The sequence below is a fragment of the Catenulispora sp. GAS73 genome (genome assembly GCF_041262085.1).
In the GTDB taxonomy this organism is placed as follows: domain Bacteria; phylum Actinomycetota; class Actinomycetes; order Streptomycetales; family Catenulisporaceae; genus Catenulispora.
In genome coordinates, this window is the sequence record NZ_JBGCCM010000024.1 from 57,096 (window position 1) to 75,563 (window position 18,468).

Genomic DNA, 18,468 nt, shown 5'->3' on the forward strand with positions numbered 1-18,468 from the left:
GTCGAGCAGCAGCTGAATGAGGGGGCTGCCGGCGGGCGGCCTACGCGGCACGCGCTACCGAGGGCGTCCGGGCATGCGGTAATGGTCGACGAGGTGTTTCGCGTAGGCGGCAATCGCATCGTCCAGCACCGGCTCGTCAAGGCGCCAGCGCTGTTCGGCTGCCTGGCAATTGTCCCTGCGGTAGAGCGCGGCGTTGTCGGTCAGCAGGTGGTCCAGGCCGCGCCGCAGGCCGGCTTCGTCGTCCGCTGACGGATCCGGCAGCAGAGCGGAGAGCGCGACGAGCTCGCGCTCTCCGCTCTGCGCTGCTGCAAGGTCCACACTCGCCAGATAATCCCGGCAGGAGATCTCCCGGGGTGCTTCGTCCGTGTCGTCGAGCAGGCAGGCGAAATTCCGGCTGCCCGGGTGGAGGATGTTCAGGGTCGAGCCCCAGATCTCACGGTCGAGGACCGCGGCGACAATACGCTTGGCGGCGTAGTCGACGGGGGTGAAGTCCGAGCGGATCTCGGCCCGCGGCCGGACACCGAGCCGGACGAACGAGGACAGCAGCAGGTGCGTGAGCGCGACCGGATTGGGCATGCCGGTGTCCGTGCTCGGCATCACTTCACCGAGCCGCAGCAGCGTCACCGCCGCACCACGACGCCTAGCCCTGTCGAGATAGCGCTCGGCGACCCACTTCGACCGGTTGTACCCGCCGGGCGGGGCGTCGACCGCCTCCACATCGCAGTCCTCCGCCAGGCCCGGCCCGATTATGTCCGTCGAGCTCTGCAACGCGGCCGTCGTCGAGACCTGATGTACGGGTACCGGCCGGGATTCGGCCGCCAGTCGCAGCAGCTCATGAACGCCGAGCACGTTGGCTCGCCGATGAGCGCGGTAATCGAACAGGAAGTTGACCATCGCCCCGCAATTGAGTACCAGGTCTGCAGTCCCGGCAAGCCTACCCCAGGTAGCGGTAGGTAGGCCGAGAGAGGGCAGGCTTAGGTCCCCGGCGCAACCCTCGAGCCGATCAGCGAACTGCGGATCCCATAGGTCCCGTTCCGCCAACGCCGTCACCACCCGGCCGCGCGCCCGCTCGTCGTCTCCGGCCCGCACCAGGGCGATGACTCGCAGGTCGGTGGTGCGCAACAGTTCGTGGACGACGCGGCTACCGACGAATCCGGTCGCACCGGTGACCAGCACTGTGCGCAGGTCTGCAGCCTGGTCCGGGTACCGGGGCACCTCCAGCGGCGCGAGCGCGGCGTCCTGCTCCATCAGTTCGACTTCGGACAGGTTCACGGCGCGGTCGGACCGGTAGTTCTCGATCAGCATGGCCAGGCGCGCCGCCGTCGGCTGGTCGAACAAGTCCTGGACGCACAGCTGGGGAAGATCCATCTCGGCACGTACCGAATTGATCACGACCAGCGCCTTGAGCGAGTCGCCACCGGCGTCCATGAAGTGTTCGTCCGGGCCGAAGTCGGGGCGCTCGAGCGCCGCCCGCATCACCCACAGCACCAAGCCCTCCAGGCCGGGCGGCGCCACGCCCTGCGACAGCCGCACCGCGTCCGCCGCCAGTCGGCGTTCCAGCAGATGCTGCAGCTCGGTGCGGTCGGCCTTGCCGTTGTCACTCAACGGCATCGCCGGAAGCAGCAGAACATGGCGCGGCAGGCTGGTATGTGGCAGCGCGGAACGCAGCCACGCACGGACCGTCTCCTCGGTCACCTCGGGGTCACATACTGCGAACAAAGCCAGGGACTTCGCGTTGTCCCGGCCAGCGACCAACACCTGGGCCTGGCGCACTCCGCGGCAGCGCTCGGCGACCTGCTCGATCTCGCCCGGCTCGATCCGTACCCCGCCGATCTTGACTTGGAAGTCCTTCCGCCCAGACAGGAACAGCCGGCCCTGCTCGTCGAGCCGACCGAGGTCGCCGGTCAGATAGAGCCGGTCGCCGGGGATCCACGCGGTGAACGGGTTCGGCACGAACACCGACGCAGTCACCGAAGGCGCGCCGAAGTAGCCGGCGCCCATACACGCTCCACCGACCGCGATTTCGCCGATGTCGCCCTGTGGCACCGGCCGGAGTCCCTCGTCCACGATCACCGCGTAGCAGTTGTCGATCGGCCGCCCGACCGGCACGCTATCGCCGTCGGACTCGGACATCGGATGGAAGGCCATTCCGATCGACGTCTCGGTCGGACCGTACCCGTTGGTCACCTTGAGCCCCGGCAACAGCGAGGTCAGCCGGCGGACCATGGCCGGATTGACCGGCTCGCTGCCGACGACGAGCCAACGCAGCGAGCGCAGCTTGGTCACCGCCGCGGGATCGTTGTCGACGAGTGTCACCAGGGTGTTGAAGATACTGGAGACGAAATCACAGGCGGTGATTCCGTGAGCCTCGATGGTATTTACCGTCTGGATCAGGTCGAGGAACCGTTGCTGGATGGGGAGTATCGTGCGCGAACCCGTCGTCAGCGGCCACAACAGCTGCCACACCGAGGAGTCGAAGGTGTGCTTGCTGTTCTGAAGCACCACCTCTTCTCCGGTCGCCTCGAAATACCGGGTCATGAACTCGAACCGGTTCGCCAGACCGCCGTGCAGGTTCATCGCGCACTTGGGCCTGCCGGTCGTCCCAGAGGTGAAGAACCCGTAGACTGGCTCCCCTGGTAGCAGCTCAACACCGGGGCGGACTCCGGTCGGCACGATCCTGTCAACGTTCACCACCACGGCGAGGCGATGGTCGTCGCCCGGCACATGTCTCGCGCTCGCGCACAACACCGCTTTCGGGCCCAGCGTTTCTAGGATCGTCCGCACCTGTGCCTCCGGCCACGCCGGGTCGAGCGGCACGAAAACAGCGCCGAGCTTCATCAGCGCAAAATAGGAGACCGGCAGCTCAAGGCTGTTGATGAGCAGTACCGGCACGGTGTCGCCCCTGCCGACGCCGCGCTGTGCGAGTTCTGCCGCGAGGCCGTTGGCGAGCTGGTCGAGCATGCCATAGCTCAGGGTTCTTCCGTCATGGGACACGGCAGGTCGTTCCGGGGCCAGATCCGCCTGCCCCTCGATCAGCGCCGGAACCGCGCGGAATGGCCCGTAGTCGACCGAACGACCACTGTGGGAGAGGGCTGACATAGATCGCTCCAGATTCATCGGATGTCCGGCAAATTTCGGTGCTCGAGCCGAGCCCGGGTATTCCCGGGCCGGCCTCTCACCCTCCAGGTAGCGAGCGATCGAGATCTTCGATGATTCGAACGATGTCGTCTGCGTATCCCAGTGCCAAGCGCACAGTACTTCGGTCGACACCAATGCTCTGCAGTCCGGCGTCGTCGTACTCGAAGTACGTGAAGAAGGTGCTCTGCTCGACCAGTGTCTGCGGCGCACCGAAGTTGGACGCCATGAACGGCAGCCTGAGCCGGTCAATGACCTTCGCAGTGTCCGCCTCGTTCAACCCGAGCTCGAAGGTGACTACACCGCCGTGTCCCGCCAGGTACTCCATGCCCAGCTTGTAGTGCTGATGGCTGGGCAGTCCCGTGTAGTAGACCCGGCTGACCCCCGGGTGCGCATCGAGGTAGCAGGCGGCCTCCATACCGTACGAATTGACCCGCTCCATGCGCAACGGCAACGTGTAGAGGCTGCGCTGCAGCAGAGCGGCCGTGTGCCCGTCGACGACCGGGCCTGTGGTGTCCCGGTACCAGCGGATCTGTTCCACCAGGTCGGCTCGACCGGACACCACGCCCGCGACGATGTCGCCGTGTCCGCTCAGATATTTGGTCGCGCTGAAGAGCACAAGGTCGACGCCCCAGCGGAGCGCATAGAAGTTGGGTGGTGGGGAGAAGGAGCTGTCCAGGGTGACCAGGACGTCCGGCCCCAGGATCGCGCGCACCTTCTTGATGTCGATCAGGAACATGTGCGGGGAGGAAGGCATCTCCAGGTGGACCAGTTTGACCCGCTCGGCGAGCTCGCCGAGCCGATCGAGGAACGCCCTGGGGTCACTGATAGAAATCTCATGCACCACCACGCCGAACTTGGGCAGGATGCGATGGAACACATTGCGCACCTGCCGGTAGGACTCGGCCGGCAGTACGACCTCGTCACCGGCTTGCAGAAAGGCCAAGAACGTGGTGACGTGCGCGGCCATTCCCGAGGAGAACAGCAAGGAGGACTCGGCCTCGGTCAATTCGCTGAGCAGCTCCTCAACCGCGACCCAGGTGGGATTACTGTAACGCCCGTAGCGACCCGCCGGGGCCGACCGTTCATGAAGGCCCGCCTTGACATGAGCGGCATCATCGAAATAGTAAGAAGCGCTCTGATAAACAGGCGCGGCTATACTGTTGGTATAGACCTCTGAGGCTCGCTTTCGCGTCACCCGCATCACCCCTCTGGACCCCGGCATCAACAAACCGATGAATAAATATGCCTGATATAGCCGCGCGCATCAGGTGCACCCATATCCGGGGAGGCCATTCCTTACCCTCGCGCGCATGCCGGACGGTACCAGTCCATCGACATTCAGGGTGCTGATAGGTATCAGGGCTCAGTTCCCGCCCCACAACCTCACCGTGACAGCGCGTGCGGTCTGCCGCTCTACCAGTGATCCGCCGACAGATCCTCGGCCTGGAAGCCTCTAGCCGATGACGGTCTCACATCGTCCAGGCAGGCGGCCTCGCCCTCTCAGCGGTCATCAGTCCCTCGGCTTCCGGTTCGGTGCGGTGGGTCTTATTCCACCTGTCGGCAAGCGACATCGCGACCTCAACGATGGTGTCTTCCTGGCCAGCCACCACACCCCGGCGCCCAAGCTCCAGAAGGATGTCCCGCGGGTCCACCCGGAACTGGTCAGCGGCCCTGCGCACAGGCCCCGCGAAACCGGAGAAGACGCCAGCGATTCCGCTCGCTATCGTCACGCTGTCGTTGCCGGGGACGTGCAGGACGAATTGCCGGGCGGCCACGTCCGCGGCATCGAGGGCGCCGTAGAGTCGCAGCCGTGTATCCACGCCCTCCTGATGGAGGTTCGCGGCCACCAGCTCCAACGGCGCGTTCCCGGCACCCGCACCGAAACCTCTTGCCGTGACGTCCACTATGGTTGCGCCGACCTTGTGAGCCGTTAGTGCGTTCGCCACGGACAGACCGAGGTTGTTGTGTGCGTGGAAGCCGACCTCGATATCCAGGTTGGCGACCAGGAGGCCGACCTTCACTTCGACTTCGGCGGGCCGGTAGGCGCCAGCGGAATCCATGAGGATCAGTGCGCAGGCACCGTAGTCCTGCATTTGCCGTGCCTGTTCGAGCAGCTTCTCCGGCGAGACCATGTGCGTCATCAGCAGCAGCCCTTTGGCCGTCACTCCCATGTTCCGCAGCACAGTGATCTGCTGGCGCGTGACATCCGCCTCGGTGCAGTGTGCACCAACGCGCACTTCGTCTACTCCGCAGTCGAGGGCCGGCTTGAGGTCCCGCTCGATGGACGCGAAGCCGGGCATGGAGAGCACACCCAGTTTCGACTCGCGCAGTTCCGCCTTCGCCGTCCTGAGCATCTCGAGATCGCTGAGCGCGGCACGACCGACCTGGATCGAGGAAGCACCGATGCCGTTGCCGTGTCCGACTTCGACAACGTCGACGCCCGCGAGCTCCGCGGCTCGCGCGTACACCTGGATGTCCGCGCGGCCGAGCTGGTGGGCCACAGCGTGATTGCCGTCTCTGAGCGTCGTGTCGCAGATGGTGAGGTTATGCCGCGGGGCCACGGTCATGGGTTCCTATTCGCTCGGGCTTCGGCGACGGCCACCGCCGCGCACGTGATGATGTCGAGGTTTCCGGCATGCCGGGGAAGCCAATCCCCACGGCCTTCGACCTCTACCGTGACCATGATCCGGTCATCGGTTCGCACCGGCGGCACGACGACCCGGTAACCGGGAACGTAGGCACTAATCTCGCTTTCCATCAGCGCGACCGATGTGCGAAGCGCTGCCATGTCGACCTCGGTGGAGGCGGTGACGGCGATGGAGTTGCGCATGACGATCCCGGGCTCGGCCGGGTTGATGATCAGCACCGTCTTGGTCTGCGCGACATCGCAGAACTTGTACGTCGCCCGCTCCGTGGTACCGACGTACTCGTCGATGTTCGCCCGGCTCGCCGGCCCGACGCTAGCCGAGGAACTGGCGGAGACAATCTCCAGGTAGTCGAGTCCGCCCGCTGTTCGGCTGATGCAGTGCGCAATTGGCACGGCCGCCTGGCCGCCGCAGGAGACCATGCCGACGTACTGTTCGTCGAGGCATTCCTCGAGATTGAGCGCTGGCACGCACAGACTTCCCATGTTGGCGGGAGTCAGGTCGATGAAGGACATGCCCAGAGGCTTAAGCACGGACCAGTGATGTGCGGCTTGGGTGGCCGAGGTCGCGTCGAAAACGACGTCCACGTCGGCCGCCGCCTCGATCACGGCGTCGAGTCCCCGGTCGCTCACCGTCACTCCGCGCTGTGCCGCGAGAGACATCCCTGGGGAGTCGGCTCTACGGCCAGCGAACAGCGTGCACTCCAGCATCGGCGATGCGATCAGTTTGAGCAGAAGATCTGTCCCGATGTTGCCCGTACCGATGATCGCGGCGCGCAGGGTCTTCGGGGATGAGTCCGGTCGATCATGCATGCGACTTCCCATTCTGGATACTGCTACTGGTGGACCGACAACGAAACCGAACCCAGATTCTCGAAGACCGCTCGGGCGCGGCTGCCGGCACGAAGCGTGAGGGCGGAAGCCCACGCACCTGCCAGCACCAGCTCATCAGCTCTCAGCCCACGGCCCTGGGCTGCCAGCATCCGCACGAGGAAGGCGACAGACTCTGCCGGGTGGCCGAGCACCGCCGCGCCGTTCCCTCGCACCACCTGGCCGTCCACTTCCAGGACCATGGTCTCCGCTGCCAGGTCGGCCCGGGTCACGGGCACTGGCTCGCCCATAACGACCACTGCGCACGAGGCGTTGTCCGCCACCGTGTCGCCGAGCTGGATCTTCCAGTCGGCGATCCGGCTGTCGAGCACCTCGAGTACCGGGAACACTTCCGCCGTGGCGGTCAGGACGTGCTGAGCTGTGACATCCTCGCCGGCCAAATCCGTCGCCATGCGAAACGCGATCTCCGCTTCGACCAACGGTGCGATGAAGTGGTCGATGGTGAGCACCGCACTGCTTCGGAGCAGCATCCGGTCGGTGAGGAAGCCGAAGTCGGGATGGTCGATACCGAACATCTCCTGGATCGCTGTGCTCGTGGCACCGATCTTGTGTCCGACGAGAACGGCGCCGTCCGCGGTCTCCAACTCCCGCAGCTCGTGCTGAATCGCCGACGCCTCCTCGAACGCCAGGCTCGGATAGCGCGAGGTGATGGGCTGCATCGGGCGGCGCTGGACTCTGGCGTCACGGAGTTCGGCCGCCAAAGCCCGATAGACCGACGGCTTGTGCGGAAGGTTCACGACATCTGCTCCGATATCGAGTTCGTCATATCCATGATCAGGCAATGAGGGTATTGAGGAAACGCCGCGTCCGCGCCGGACTCGTCAGACAGTGGCGACGAACAACCTGGTTCCGGGTGTCCGCAGTGGCCGGCAGGTCACCTCGCGGTATCCCGCGGCCCGGAAGAGTGCGAGCCAGGCCTGCTCAGAGGGCAGCCTGACCCCCATAGAGGCCCGATGTAGATAGGTGAAAAGCGCGCTATAAGCACGCTCTCGTTCATCGTTCGCGTAGGACACGGCGTCCGCGGCCACGAAACACCCGTGTTCGCTCAGCGACTCCCGGCAGGCGCGCAGAACGCGGCCGATCAGTTCCGGCTGGTTCACGACGTCGTGCAGCACGAAGCCTGTATGCACCACGTCCGCGCCGAACAGTGGGGACGGATCGTCAGCCAACGACTCGATGGACCGGTTCACGACCTGGAGCCGGTCGTCCACACCGGCGTCACGGGCGGCACGCTCGGCCTCTTCGCACGCCCCGGCGCTGATGTCCAACGCCAGGCCGCTGGCCGTCGGCGCAGCCGTCAGCAGGTCGATCAGCAGCGCACCAGCTCCCGCGCCGAGATCGACGATCCGCTGGGGCTCGCGGCCGATAATCTCCTCGTGGACGACGGGGTAGAAGCCCTTCGTCCCGATCCAGCGGGAAGTGACGGCCACGGTGCGTCCGACTCGCTGGTACAAAGAGCCCGCCGCCTCGGCATCGCGGAGGAATTCGGCGCCGTGGTCGATATAGGGCCGGTTCGCGTTCAGCGACCAGGCCAGATACCCCGCCTGGTATCTGTGCTCAGCCATGTCGGGGCACGGTACAAAATGCTCGGGGCTCGTGCCCGGCTCGACGAGGCCCGCCGCCAGGAGCGCGGTCAGGAAGTCGCTCACCATCGGTTCAGTCACCCCTGCGGCGGCCGCCAGTTCGGCGAGCGTGAAGGGCCGCGCCGCGTCCAAGACCTTGGAGAGTCCGAGGTTGTCCGCGATCTCGAGGAGTGCGGTGTACGCGGCCAGATCCGCTGCCACATCACGGTCGTGCCCCAAGCCCATATCAGCTCCTGATCACCGGTGGGTGGTTCGCAGGGGGTCGCCTGCTTCCATACTCGGACGTCGGCGGGACGCCATGGCTGTCGGCCCGCGCGGTTCGCCGTTGCCGCCGTCAGCCGGTCTTCGTCTCCAGGACCTGCAGGCCCATGGCGAACGTCTCGAAGAGCTCTGACGGTCCTTCGATGAAGCGCTCGTGAGACCCGTCGAGGAGCACGGATCGGGTGTCCCCACAAGCCGTCCATCCCCCCATGAGCCGATGATCGACCTCAATGTCCTGGCTCCACCCGATGCTGGTGATCGGCGTCGCCAGCCGTCGCGGGTTCGGCATGACGTACCGCTTGTTCACGGCTATGTCCGCCTCCAGGACGTCCACGAAAAGCTCGGTGAGATCGGGTATCGGTGTACCGCCCATCGCGACGGTCAATTCGTCCAGTTCGTCCTTGAGCTCGGACCGGTCCAGGGAAAACCATCGATTGACCGGGCCGTCCTGCGGCGCGACCTGCGAGGAGACGAACAGGCGGTCCGGCCTCCGCCAGCCGCGCCGCTCGATCTCCGCGGACGTCTCGTAGGCCGCAAGCGCGGAACTGCAGTGGCCGAAGAAGGCATACGGGACATCGAGGTAGGGCTCGACGGCGTCCGCCAGCGCCTGCGCCAGCTCCTGATAGGTGGCCATGATCGGCTCGGTGAAGCGGTTCTCCCTCCCTGGCAGCTGCAGGCGGCACAGGTCGACACCGCGGTAAGTCTCGGGCCAACGGCGGTACATACTCGCCCCGCAGCCCGCGTAGGGGATGCAGAACACCCGCGCCGACGACTCGGCCAGCGGCGTACGCAAGAACCACCTGCCCGTTGTCGCATTGGTCATCGGCTGGTTCGCCTCCTTGCTGATTGAGCTTCGGCCGGTGGTTGAGAGCTGCGGTGATCGGACGGCCCCCGGGTAGTACGCTGAGGTGACGCGTGCACGCTGAAGCGATCACATCGGCGCGCGGTGCCATGACGGCCCCGGCTTTGAGCGTCGGTTCTGGAGCGAACTCAAAGCGGCCGGGTACCAAGATCCATGAGAAACGCTACTGCACGGCTGGATGGCGGCCGTACTGACACCGGCCAGGATCTCCTTCGCACACGGATTCTCAAAGCCGTCGGCCGCGCATGCCGGTGGGAAGGAGCAGGGGCGATGTGGGCCCGCGGTGCGTCTTCTGCCACGGTGAGGTCGCGGAGTCGTTCGGGCCGGCTCACGAACGGAATGGGGCCATCGGGCCGCCGCGTCGGGACTGCGGCATGACGCCCGATCGACCCTTCCGCGCATTGTTCCCAGGCACCAAGTCACAGCGACAGGCCGCGCCTTCAGTGGAAGAGCCCTGCCCGCAGATGAAGCCGCCGCTGGGACCGGCGCGCCGAGAAGATCACTTCGTGGCGGCGAACCCGCCGTAGAACACGCCGAGCCCCAACGCGACACAGCCTCCGGCGATAAGCCAGAAGCGGATGACGACGTTCGCCTCGGACCAGCCGAGTAGGTCGAAGTGGAAGTGGATCGGCGTCATCTTGAACACGCGCTTGCCCGTGCCTGTAATCCGCCTGGACAGCTTGAAGTAGCCGACCTGGGTCATCACCGCCAGCAGCTCCATCAGGAATAGTCCGCCGATCACCGGTGCGAGCAGCTCGGTGCGCGAACAGATCGACAGGCCCGCGAAGGCACCGCCGAGGGCGAGCGCGCCGGTATCGCCCATGAAGATCTTGGCGGGGGTGGCGTTCCACCACAGAAAGCCGAAGCATGCACCCATCAGCGCGGCGGCAACAATGGCCAGGTCCAGCGGATCGCGTACCTGGTAGCAGCCGGCGGTCACGTGCGAACCGCAGGGCTGGCCGTATTGCCACACGCCGATCACCGCGTACGCCGCGAACGCCATCACGGAGGCGCCGGTGGCCAAGCCGTCCATACCGTCGGTGAGGTTCACCGCATTCGACCAGCCCGCGATGACGAAGTAGGCGAAGACCACGAAAAGGACCGATCCGAGGCCGAGCCAGCTGATGTCCGTCAGGAACGACACGTGGTCGCTGGCCGGTGTCAGACCCCTGGCGTTCGGCTGGCGCAGGGAGAGCCACGCGAAGGGAATGATGACCATGAGCTGACCGATCAGTTTCGCGCGGGCGCGCAGACCGAGCGATCGCTGCCTGAAGATCTTGATGAAATCGTCCACGAATCCGACCATGCCGAGCCCCGCGGTCAGGAATAGCACCAGCAATCCCGAAGCAGTCGGCACCTTCGCGGTCAGCAGCTTGGTGAGGAAATACGCGACCAGCGCCGCCAGCACAATCACCGTGCCGCCCATGGTGGGCGTGCCGCGTTTGACCTGATGCGACCGCAGAACGTCCTTGATCTCTTGTCCATAACCGCGACGCGCGAAGAAGCGGATCGCCAGCGGTGTGCCGACCAGCGAGAGGGCCAGGCCAATGACGGTGGCGAACAGGACTGCTCTCAAGGCACTGATCTCCAATACGGGCACGACCACGCGGAAAGCGCGTGGCACGAGGCGCAAGCATAGGGCTTTGCGATCCTGCGTCGCACCGGCAGACCTCAATCAGCGGCCTGTGACAATCGACATGCCGTGCCCGCGTTCGAGCATCCAGATCTCCGTCAGGCCGCGACGGCCATCGAACGGTTCGAGCACAAGATGGTTTGTGGATGGTTGCTGGAATCATTTCAGTGTCGGCTGCTGGCACGTGTCAGGGGCGATGCCGGGCCCTCCAGCCTAGACTGCCCCGTGTCATCCATCGCTGGATGGCTGTTTCCACACGCGCGACGGCGCAGCGGATCGTTATCACTTGTCCTGACGAATGCGCGAGCGAGGATTCTTACAAGAATGGAAGGGTGTATGAGATATGAGCGCTACATCCATCCACATGATTCTGCACGATCTTGCTCTGGCGGATCCGGAACACCCTGCGCTCATCCACGGCGATGGCATCATCAGCCGAGGCCGACTCGACGCGTGGTCCGACGCCATCGCCGACCATCTCGCGGCGGCGGGCGTCCTTGCCGGCAGCATCGTCGCCCTCCAGTTTGAGACGTCGCCGACCCTGATCGCCACCGCCGTCGGTGTACTGAAGCTCGGCGCCGCTTATTCGGTCATGGACCAAGAGTGGAGTGTGCAGCGTCTCCGAAGGATCGACGAGGTACTCGGCGGTGCCTTCTCGGTCGCCGGGCCTGGCCGGGTCAGTGGCTGCTTCCGCCACGAGATCGAGCTGCCGGTCTTCGACGAGCCCTTCGTCTTCGCGGACTCCGCCCGGGAAGCCGCCCCCGTCGAAGGTGGGGATGTGGCAACGATCTTCTTCACTTCGGGGAGCACCGGTGAGCCGAAGGCGGTGCTCTCGACGCACGACGCGACTGTACGGCTGTTCGTCGGGGAGCAGCGGCTGGCGTACTTCGACGACCAGACGGTGATGCCGCACTTGGGGTCGTCCGCCTGGGACGCCCTTCCGTTCGAGGTCTGGGGACCGCTGCTGAACGGCGGCGTATCCGTACTCCGGAAGCACAGGGCGCTCGCCCCCGAAGAGCTCCGCAGGGAGATCACCGACCGCGGTGTCAATTCCGTCTTCTTCACCACGTCCCTCTTCCACGTCCTAGTCGACGAGGATGCGTCGGCGTTCGACGACCTTCGCGTCGTCTACGTCGGTGGCGAAGAGCTCTCCTCTGCGCATGTCGCACGGTTCCTGGCCAGGCACCCCGGCATCCCTCTATTCAACGGCTACGGTCCCGCCGAATCGACGTGCTTCGCACTGGTACACCGGGTGACGTCCGACGACACACGCGGCGCCATCCCGCTCGGCAGGCCGGTACCGAGAACCGGCGTACACATACTTGACGGTGAGCGCGAGTGCGGCCCGGATGAGGTCGGGGAGCTCTGTGTTTCCGGCGACGGGGTGTCTCCCGGATACCTCGGCGACGAGGTGTCGACCGCGGCCAAGTTCGTCCAGGTGCTCATCGGAGGCCGCCGTCTACGGATCTATCGTACTGGGGACTACGGGGCCAAAACCGCTGATGGGGTGTTCACGTTCGCAGGCCGTCGGGACCGCGAGCTGAAGATTCGTGGAAACCGTATCGATGCCGGACAGATCGAGCGGACGGCATCCGCTTTCGACGGAGTCGCGCAGTGCGCTGTGGTCCCGTTGCTCGGTCCTTCGCGCCGACCAGAGTCGATCGCCCTCGCGGTCGTCCCGGCCGGCAATCACTTCGACGAGGGAAGTCTGAAGAACACGCTGCGAAACAGTCTCCCCCCGGGGTGGGCCCCGGATATTGTAGTCCGGTTGACGGCGTTTCCGCTGACTGGCAATGGGAAGCTGGACACGGTCGCGCTGCACGCTGCCGCAGCCAAGGTGATGTCCGCTCATGGAGACAGCGATGCGAGCGATCCCGTCGGAGCCGCGTTCGCCGAAGTTCTCGGTGGAGCCCACGTGGATCCCGAAGCTTCTCTGTTCGACCTGGGCGGCACGTCGCTGAGCGCGGTCCGTCTGTGCAGGGCGCTAAGCCGGGTAACCGGTCTCAGCGTTCCCGCGTCCGTCGTGATCAGTCATCCGTCGGTGAGCATGATGCGGGCCTGGATCGCCGAGCAGCCGGTGACGGTGCCGCCCGTAAGTGCCGATGCGGCCGGCCCGGCCGCATCGTCGCCCTTGACCGGAATGCAATCCGCGTTCCTGTTCCAGCATCTGGACGGCAATGACGCGCAGAACCATGCCCAGCTGGCCTGGCGTGTCTCTGGCCCGCTCGATGTCGACCGGTTTGCCGAGGCACTCCAGGACGTCCAGCACCGACACAGCTACCTTCAGGGCCGCTACGCCTTCGCCGATCGGGCGACCTGGAATCGCGCCGAACGCCCGATCACGATCGAGTACCTGGAGGCTCCGACCGAGGAGAGTGCTCTCCCATTGCTCCAGTCCACGCTTGACACACCCTTCTCGTTGTTCGAAGGGAACGTCTGGCGTGCCGTGCTCTGCCGGCTTAAAGAGCGCGAGCAGCATCTCCTGGGTGTATCCGTACACCACATCGCCTTTGACGGATGGTCGGTGCGAATCCTCGTGGAGGATGTGGCGGAGGCGTACCGTGCCCGGTGTGCGGGCTGCGAGCCGCGGTTCGCCCACGCAGCGACCGTACCGTCGGCGGTGTACGCGGAAACCGAACGAGTCCGCAGCTTGGCCAAGCTCGCGAAGCAGCGGGAGTACTGGGCGACCGAGTTGGCCGGGATACCGGCCGGTCCCGCACCGTGGATCACTCCCACGCTGTGCGCGGACAGCGGCGTGAAGCGGATCGATGTGCCCTTGACAGCGGCGGAGGCAGATCTCGTCGGCCGCCGCGCCATCGGCAGTGGCCTGCTCGCGCGGTTCATAGCTGCGCTCGGCGAGACGCTGGTCGATGTCACCGGCGCCGAGGACGTCACCATCGGCATTCCGATTTCCCAGCGGTCGACCCCCGCACTGCAGGACACCGTCGCGTGCTTGATCAACATGATGTGTGTCAGGCTGCGGACAGACGGCGCCGGCGACGCCACGGCCCACGCCGCGGGTGCCGTCCAGGCCGCCCTGCGCAACAGCGACCTTTCCATCGCCGAGGTGGCCCGGGCCGCCGGACAGACCGGGCAGACCTTGTACCAGGTCATCGCAGCGGTGCAGGACTCCCCCGCCGCGCAGCTCCAGCTCGGTGACTGCGCCGTGGATCCGATCGACCTCCCGTACCAGCACCTCGCCGCTCCGCTGTTCGTCGAGCTGATCGCGGAAGACGGCGTCGCGTCAGGAGTCCAGGTCGCCTATGACTCCGCCCTGGTGACCGCGTCCACAGCCGGGCGCGTCAGCGCGGGAGTGATCGCCCGACTGCTGGATACGGAGGGCACGGCCCATGGATCAGAGGGCTGAACCGTCGCTGATCCACCGGCACACACGCAGGAGACGAAGTCCGCTTCAGCAAAGAGACCGAGCCAGCCGAGCACGCGAGCCGGAGTCCCAGCCGATTCAAGGAGCTTTCACCGATGAACACCGAATACGCGAATGTGACAGACCGTACGGCGGCGCTCACCACGATCTGGCGCGATGTGCTCAAGATGGACGACATCGACGAGACCTCGGACCTCTTCGATGTCGGGGGCACGTCCATACACGTGCTGGAGATCGTCGGCAGGGTCTACGACGTCCTGGGCCTGGACCTCCGGCTGCGCCAGATCTTCGAGCACGCCTCACCGCAGAGCCTGTCGGCGTTCATCGGGGAGCAGGGCGCCTGACTCCCGCGACTGAGCGGATTCTGTGCCAACCGGTACGAGACCTCCTCGGGTACGACGGGACGGCAAGTCCGGGTCGCTCGGATGCGGCGGCCTTCCGATGCCGCGGAACAGCGCCGAGTTGGTCGGGCCGTCCCCCAGGGGAGCAGGCGATACGCCACACCCGCACGATGGCCACCGTGGCGGTCCAGCGGCAGAGCGGTCATCCACCTGTCGCCTACCCCGGCTCCCCCTGGGTAGGCACCGGTTCAGCGGTGGTAGCCGGCCCTGCGACGACGTGCGCTACGGCAGGTAGTAGGGCCGATTGTGGGCGAGGACCGGAGGAGACTGGTAGGTCCACGCACCGGCTGGATCAAGGCCGTCGATCAGCATCGCGAGGTCTTCGCCCACGGGTGAGCCCCTGTCCGCCACGTGCACTGAGACCAGTTTCGCCGTTTCGGGATTCAGCGGGTAAAACTGAAAAGGATGGTACACGCTGAGCCGACTGCTCAGGAGACGACCCTCCGGGTCGGTTCCGTAGCCGGTGACGGGTGTGTTGTTCACCGGAGCACCGACCAGGCCGGCCAATCGCGCGTAAATGGTGAACAGCAGTTCCCCTCCAGGGGTGACCGTCCCGTCGTCGGCCAGGTCGGCGTCCAGCACACGGATACGCCAGGGATCCGTGTGCGAGCCATTGAGCGACGGCATGTTCGCGGTGAATCGCGCCGGGCGCTTTGGCTCCGCGAAAAGCTTGGTTCCGGCTTCGATCGCGACCGTGTTGTCACAGAGCACGTGGATCCTGCCGATGCCGAGCAGCTTGCTCTGATCGACACCCGAGACATACTCCGGGTACGACACGGTGGCTATTCGATGCCCCTGCCCACGCGGGTACGCAACGATGCTGATCTCTACTTCCTCGGTGATGCTGGAGCCGTCGCCGTACTGTGCGAAGAAGGTCATGTAGTTGATCGAAACGCACGCGCGACCGTCGAATTCGGCTGGGTCCAGGCGCGGGTGGAGACGGCCCAGGACCTTCGCCGCGGATGCCTTGTCGACCAGGTAGTCAACGCCGAGGCTGTGCAGCGCACCGCAGTAGAAGGGCAGGCCGAACGGCTCGGCGATGGGCGGCAGGGGCACGGGCGTCACGGAACGGGGCGCGGCGTTCTCAGTCATCTATGGCGCTTTCTGTTGGGAAATGGCGACGGGAAGCAGCGGGAGGGGCGACCCGGTCGCCGTCCGCCGCGGAAATGTCGGGAACCTGAGGCGGCGCGTCCCCCTCGTTCCGGGCTTGTGCCCGGAACTCCGGTCGATGAGCGCCGCCTCAGGCCACGTCAGAGCGGGCGCGGTGCGAGGCGGCGGGATTACCGGGCCTTGCAGCCGGTTCCGCAGAGATGTTCCTCGATGTACGCCATCTCCCGCTCTGAACTCATGTGCGATCGTCGCGATCGCTCATCAAGGTGGTCAGCTGACGCACAGCCGCGGTGGCGTACGATCCCGAAGGCAGGAAGAAGCTCAATTCCGCCCGCATCCGCCCCGGAAAATGCTCGTCCGATCGCCGGTCGTCGATCTCGATGACGGTCTGCACCACTGCCGCGCGCACGGATCGCCGTTCCTTCACGACACCGTCACGCACGGTGTAGCGGGTGATCGGGATGGCGGGCTGCGCGGCGAGGACGCTCACGCAGTCGCCGACTTCCCGCGCGTAGGTGAAACCGATGCCCTCGACGTCCACCCGGCGCGCGTCTGGCAGGCACTTCTCCACCTGCTCGGCCAGCGTCCGATTCCACTGCTGCGACGCGTGCGCGGCGAGGAAGAACGATGTCACCCGCCCGTCCAACTCGGCGAAGAAGTCGGCGTCCGCGCCGGTCCATTCCCTGGCGGCCGCCGCTTCGCCGGACCCCGAGGAGGCCAGCAGTTCCCGAGCCTTCGCCCACTGTCCGTCCGACAGCGCCGCGCCGATGAGATGGGCGACCTTCGGCCCTCCCGGTACACCGAACCGCTGCGTGTCGAAATAGTTGAGGAAGTAGAGAATCACCTTCTTGGCCGCCAACAGACCCTTTTCGCCCTGCCGGGGATCGAGATTCCGGAGGACGATTTTGAAGCTATTCCCTTCCAGCTCCCCGATCCGAAGCGGCGCGGCACTCTCACCGTAGCGCAGGAAACGCATCCAGCGGTCGCCGCCGGCCGCAGTCAGCCGATCCGCCGGATCGCCGAGCCCGATCGGCACCGATATCACCTGCTCAGTGACGCCGTCCTCATCCTTCAGTCCGCAATAGCCGACCTCTGATTGTGGTATCCCGACCGATTCCGCTATCCATTCCACTGCCTCGAAGGTCGTATAACCGCACTTGCGGAGCAGGTAGAGGCGATACCGGGCATCGTTCGGCGAAACGCAGCGAATCGCTGTGCTTTCGCGAACCAGGAAATCCTCGGGCAGGTGCTTCACCCTGATATCGCCACTCACAGCAGCCCTCCCACAAGTATGCCTCCGGTGATCAGAAAAGGGGATCGGATGAACACTGGTCATCATGCTGGTGGCGTCCATGTTGGCGGGACGCAGCATCTCGGAGAATCGAGCCATATCCATGCGACAGCTGGCGATCTTCAAACAGGAGTCACACTATTGGCCCGGCGAGAAGCGTCTGTACTGACACGAGTCAGGATCTCGTCCCCGACGGTACGGCGGCATCCTTGTGGGTGGCTGCGAGAGCGCCGAGGCGCGGCGGCTGCGGAGCGAGGAACTGTTGGTTCTCATCCTGGTTCGTGCGACAGCGCCGCCGTACCGCGGACGGCTCAATGGTTTACTCCCCCGAGGTTACGAGGAAGCAATCGATGATCAGCAGTGCAGCACAAGCCCTTCTCTCGGCCACTTCTGCGCCGGGCGTGACGCTGTTTCCGGAGGCGTTCGAGCGCATCGTCGCGAAGCTGCGCGCGGCCATCGAAGAGATCGCCGCGGCCGAGGATTTCACGGCGCTCACCGCTCCCCCGGTGCTGCCGCGAGAGGTGGTCGAACGGTCCGGGTACGTCCGCGAGTTCCCACACCTGCTCGGTTCCGTGCACAACTACGGCGGCGACGCGACAGACTGGCTCACCCGGCGCACCGCGGCGGTACCGGGCGGATTGTGGCACGAGACTCAGACGATCGCCGACGTGGTACTCACTCCAGCGGCCTGCTACCACGTCTACCCGTTCCTCTCCGCACAGCCCGAAGCGCTGCCCGCACGCTTCGCGGTGGAGTCCTGGTGCTACCGGCACGAAGCGACCTCAGAGCCGGGAAGGCTGCGTTCCTTCCGCATGCGTGAACTGGTGTATGTCGGCGAACCAAAGGCCTGTATCGAGTTCCGCGACCGATGGCGGGAGCGCGCCAGCCGCTGGTTGACGGAGCTGGGGCTTGACGTGACCGTGGAGGCAGCCACGGATCCCTTCTTCGGCACCGGGGCGAAGCTGCTCTCAGGCAGCCAGCGCGCCCAGGAGCTCAAGTTCGAGCTGGCCGCGCCGGTGGCCGACGGGGTGCGGCAGGCGGTGGTCTCAGCCAACTGCCACAAATCCCACTTCGGGGAGACGTTCGGCGTGCGGCTGCCGGAGGGCGGCCCGGCCCACAGCGCGTGCATCGGGTTCGGGCTCGAACGCCTCGCGATGGCGGTGCTGCATGCCGGCTGCGACGAGGCGCTCGCCGCGTGACCGCCCCGCGGCGCCAGGCAGCGGCTCATCCGTGCTCCGGCCCTGATGGATACCAGTACCTCGGAACAGG

At 65.7% G+C, this 18,468-nt stretch carries 13 protein-coding genes; 3 read left to right on the forward strand and 10 right to left on the reverse strand.

The window, feature by feature from the left end; genetic code table 11:
• Positions 1-54: 54 nt before the first annotated feature.
• The 8 genes from ABH935_RS31805 to mraY all read right to left on the reverse strand — a co-directional run bounded on the left by ABH935_RS31805 (position 55) and on the right by mraY (position 10,955).
• Positions 55-3,099 carry an amino acid adenylation domain-containing protein gene (locus ABH935_RS31805; protein WP_370381645.1) on the reverse strand — a complete coding sequence of 1,015 codons (3,045 nt, stop codon included), beginning with the start codon at positions 3,097-3,099 and terminating at the stop codon, positions 55-57.
• A 76-nt stretch (positions 3,100-3,175) separates the two neighbouring features.
• Entirely contained in the window at positions 3,176-4,333 is a 1,158-nt protein-coding gene (locus ABH935_RS31810; protein WP_370381646.1) for a PLP-dependent transferase, read from the reverse strand.
• 274 nt (positions 4,334-4,607) lie between these two features.
• Entirely contained in the window at positions 4,608-5,705 is a 1,098-nt protein-coding gene (dmpG, locus tag ABH935_RS31815; protein ID WP_370381647.1) for a 4-hydroxy-2-oxovalerate aldolase, read from the reverse strand.
• The gene (locus tag ABH935_RS31820) at positions 5,702-6,595 is read right to left on the reverse strand and encodes an acetaldehyde dehydrogenase (acetylating) (RefSeq protein WP_370381648.1); all 894 of its coding nucleotides are present in this window, start codon (positions 6,593-6,595) and stop codon (positions 5,702-5,704) included. Before ABH935_RS31820 ends, dmpG begins: the two co-directional genes overlap by 4 nt.
• Before the next feature lie 23 nt (positions 6,596-6,618).
• Entirely contained in the window at positions 6,619-7,374 is a 756-nt protein-coding gene (locus tag ABH935_RS31825; RefSeq protein WP_370381649.1) for a 2-keto-4-pentenoate hydratase, read from the reverse strand.
• Between the two features lie 120 nt (positions 7,375-7,494).
• Positions 7,495-8,481, reverse strand: coding sequence for a trans-aconitate 2-methyltransferase (locus tag ABH935_RS31830; protein ID WP_370381650.1), 987 nt, complete (start codon positions 8,479-8,481; stop codon positions 7,495-7,497).
• Positions 8,482-8,590: 109 nt separating this feature from the next.
• On the reverse strand, positions 8,591-9,340 hold the full coding sequence (locus ABH935_RS31835; protein ID WP_370381651.1) for a thioesterase II family protein: 750 nt from the start codon (positions 9,338-9,340) through the stop codon (positions 8,591-8,593).
• 538 nt (positions 9,341-9,878) lie between these two features.
• Positions 9,879-10,955: a phospho-N-acetylmuramoyl-pentapeptide-transferase gene (gene mraY, locus ABH935_RS31840; RefSeq protein ID WP_370381749.1), complete on the reverse strand. Its 1,077-nt coding sequence runs from the start codon at positions 10,953-10,955 to the stop codon at positions 9,879-9,881.
• Positions 10,956-11,376: 421 nt separating this feature from the next.
• Here mraY and ABH935_RS31845 point away from each other — a divergent pair, with 421 nt between their 5' ends.
• Both ABH935_RS31845 and ABH935_RS31850 read left to right on the forward strand, forming a co-directional pair.
• Entirely contained in the window at positions 11,377-14,379 is a 3,003-nt protein-coding gene (locus tag ABH935_RS31845) for an AMP-binding protein (protein WP_370381652.1), read from the forward strand.
• A gap of 113 nt (positions 14,380-14,492) precedes the next feature.
• Positions 14,493-14,741 carry a phosphopantetheine-binding protein gene (locus ABH935_RS31850; protein ID WP_370381653.1) on the forward strand — a complete coding sequence of 83 codons (249 nt, stop codon included), beginning with the start codon at positions 14,493-14,495 and terminating at the stop codon, positions 14,739-14,741.
• Between the two features lie 279 nt (positions 14,742-15,020).
• Here ABH935_RS31850 and ABH935_RS31855 read toward each other — a convergent pair whose 3' ends face one another.
• Together ABH935_RS31855 and truD are read right to left on the reverse strand one after the other, a co-directional pair.
• On the reverse strand, positions 15,021-15,890 hold the full coding sequence (locus ABH935_RS31855; protein ID WP_370381654.1) for a hypothetical protein: 870 nt from the start codon (positions 15,888-15,890) through the stop codon (positions 15,021-15,023).
• A 253-nt stretch (positions 15,891-16,143) separates the two neighbouring features.
• Positions 16,144-17,181, reverse strand: a complete 1,038-nt coding sequence (truD, locus tag ABH935_RS31860) for a tRNA pseudouridine(13) synthase TruD (RefSeq protein WP_370381655.1) — start codon at positions 17,179-17,181, stop codon at positions 16,144-16,146.
• A 332-nt stretch (positions 17,182-17,513) separates the two neighbouring features.
• Here truD and ABH935_RS31865 point away from each other — a divergent pair, with 332 nt between their 5' ends.
• Entirely contained in the window at positions 17,514-18,398 is an 885-nt protein-coding gene (locus tag ABH935_RS31865; RefSeq protein WP_370381656.1) for an aminoacyl--tRNA ligase-related protein, read from the forward strand.
• Positions 18,399-18,468: the final 70 nt, after the last annotated feature.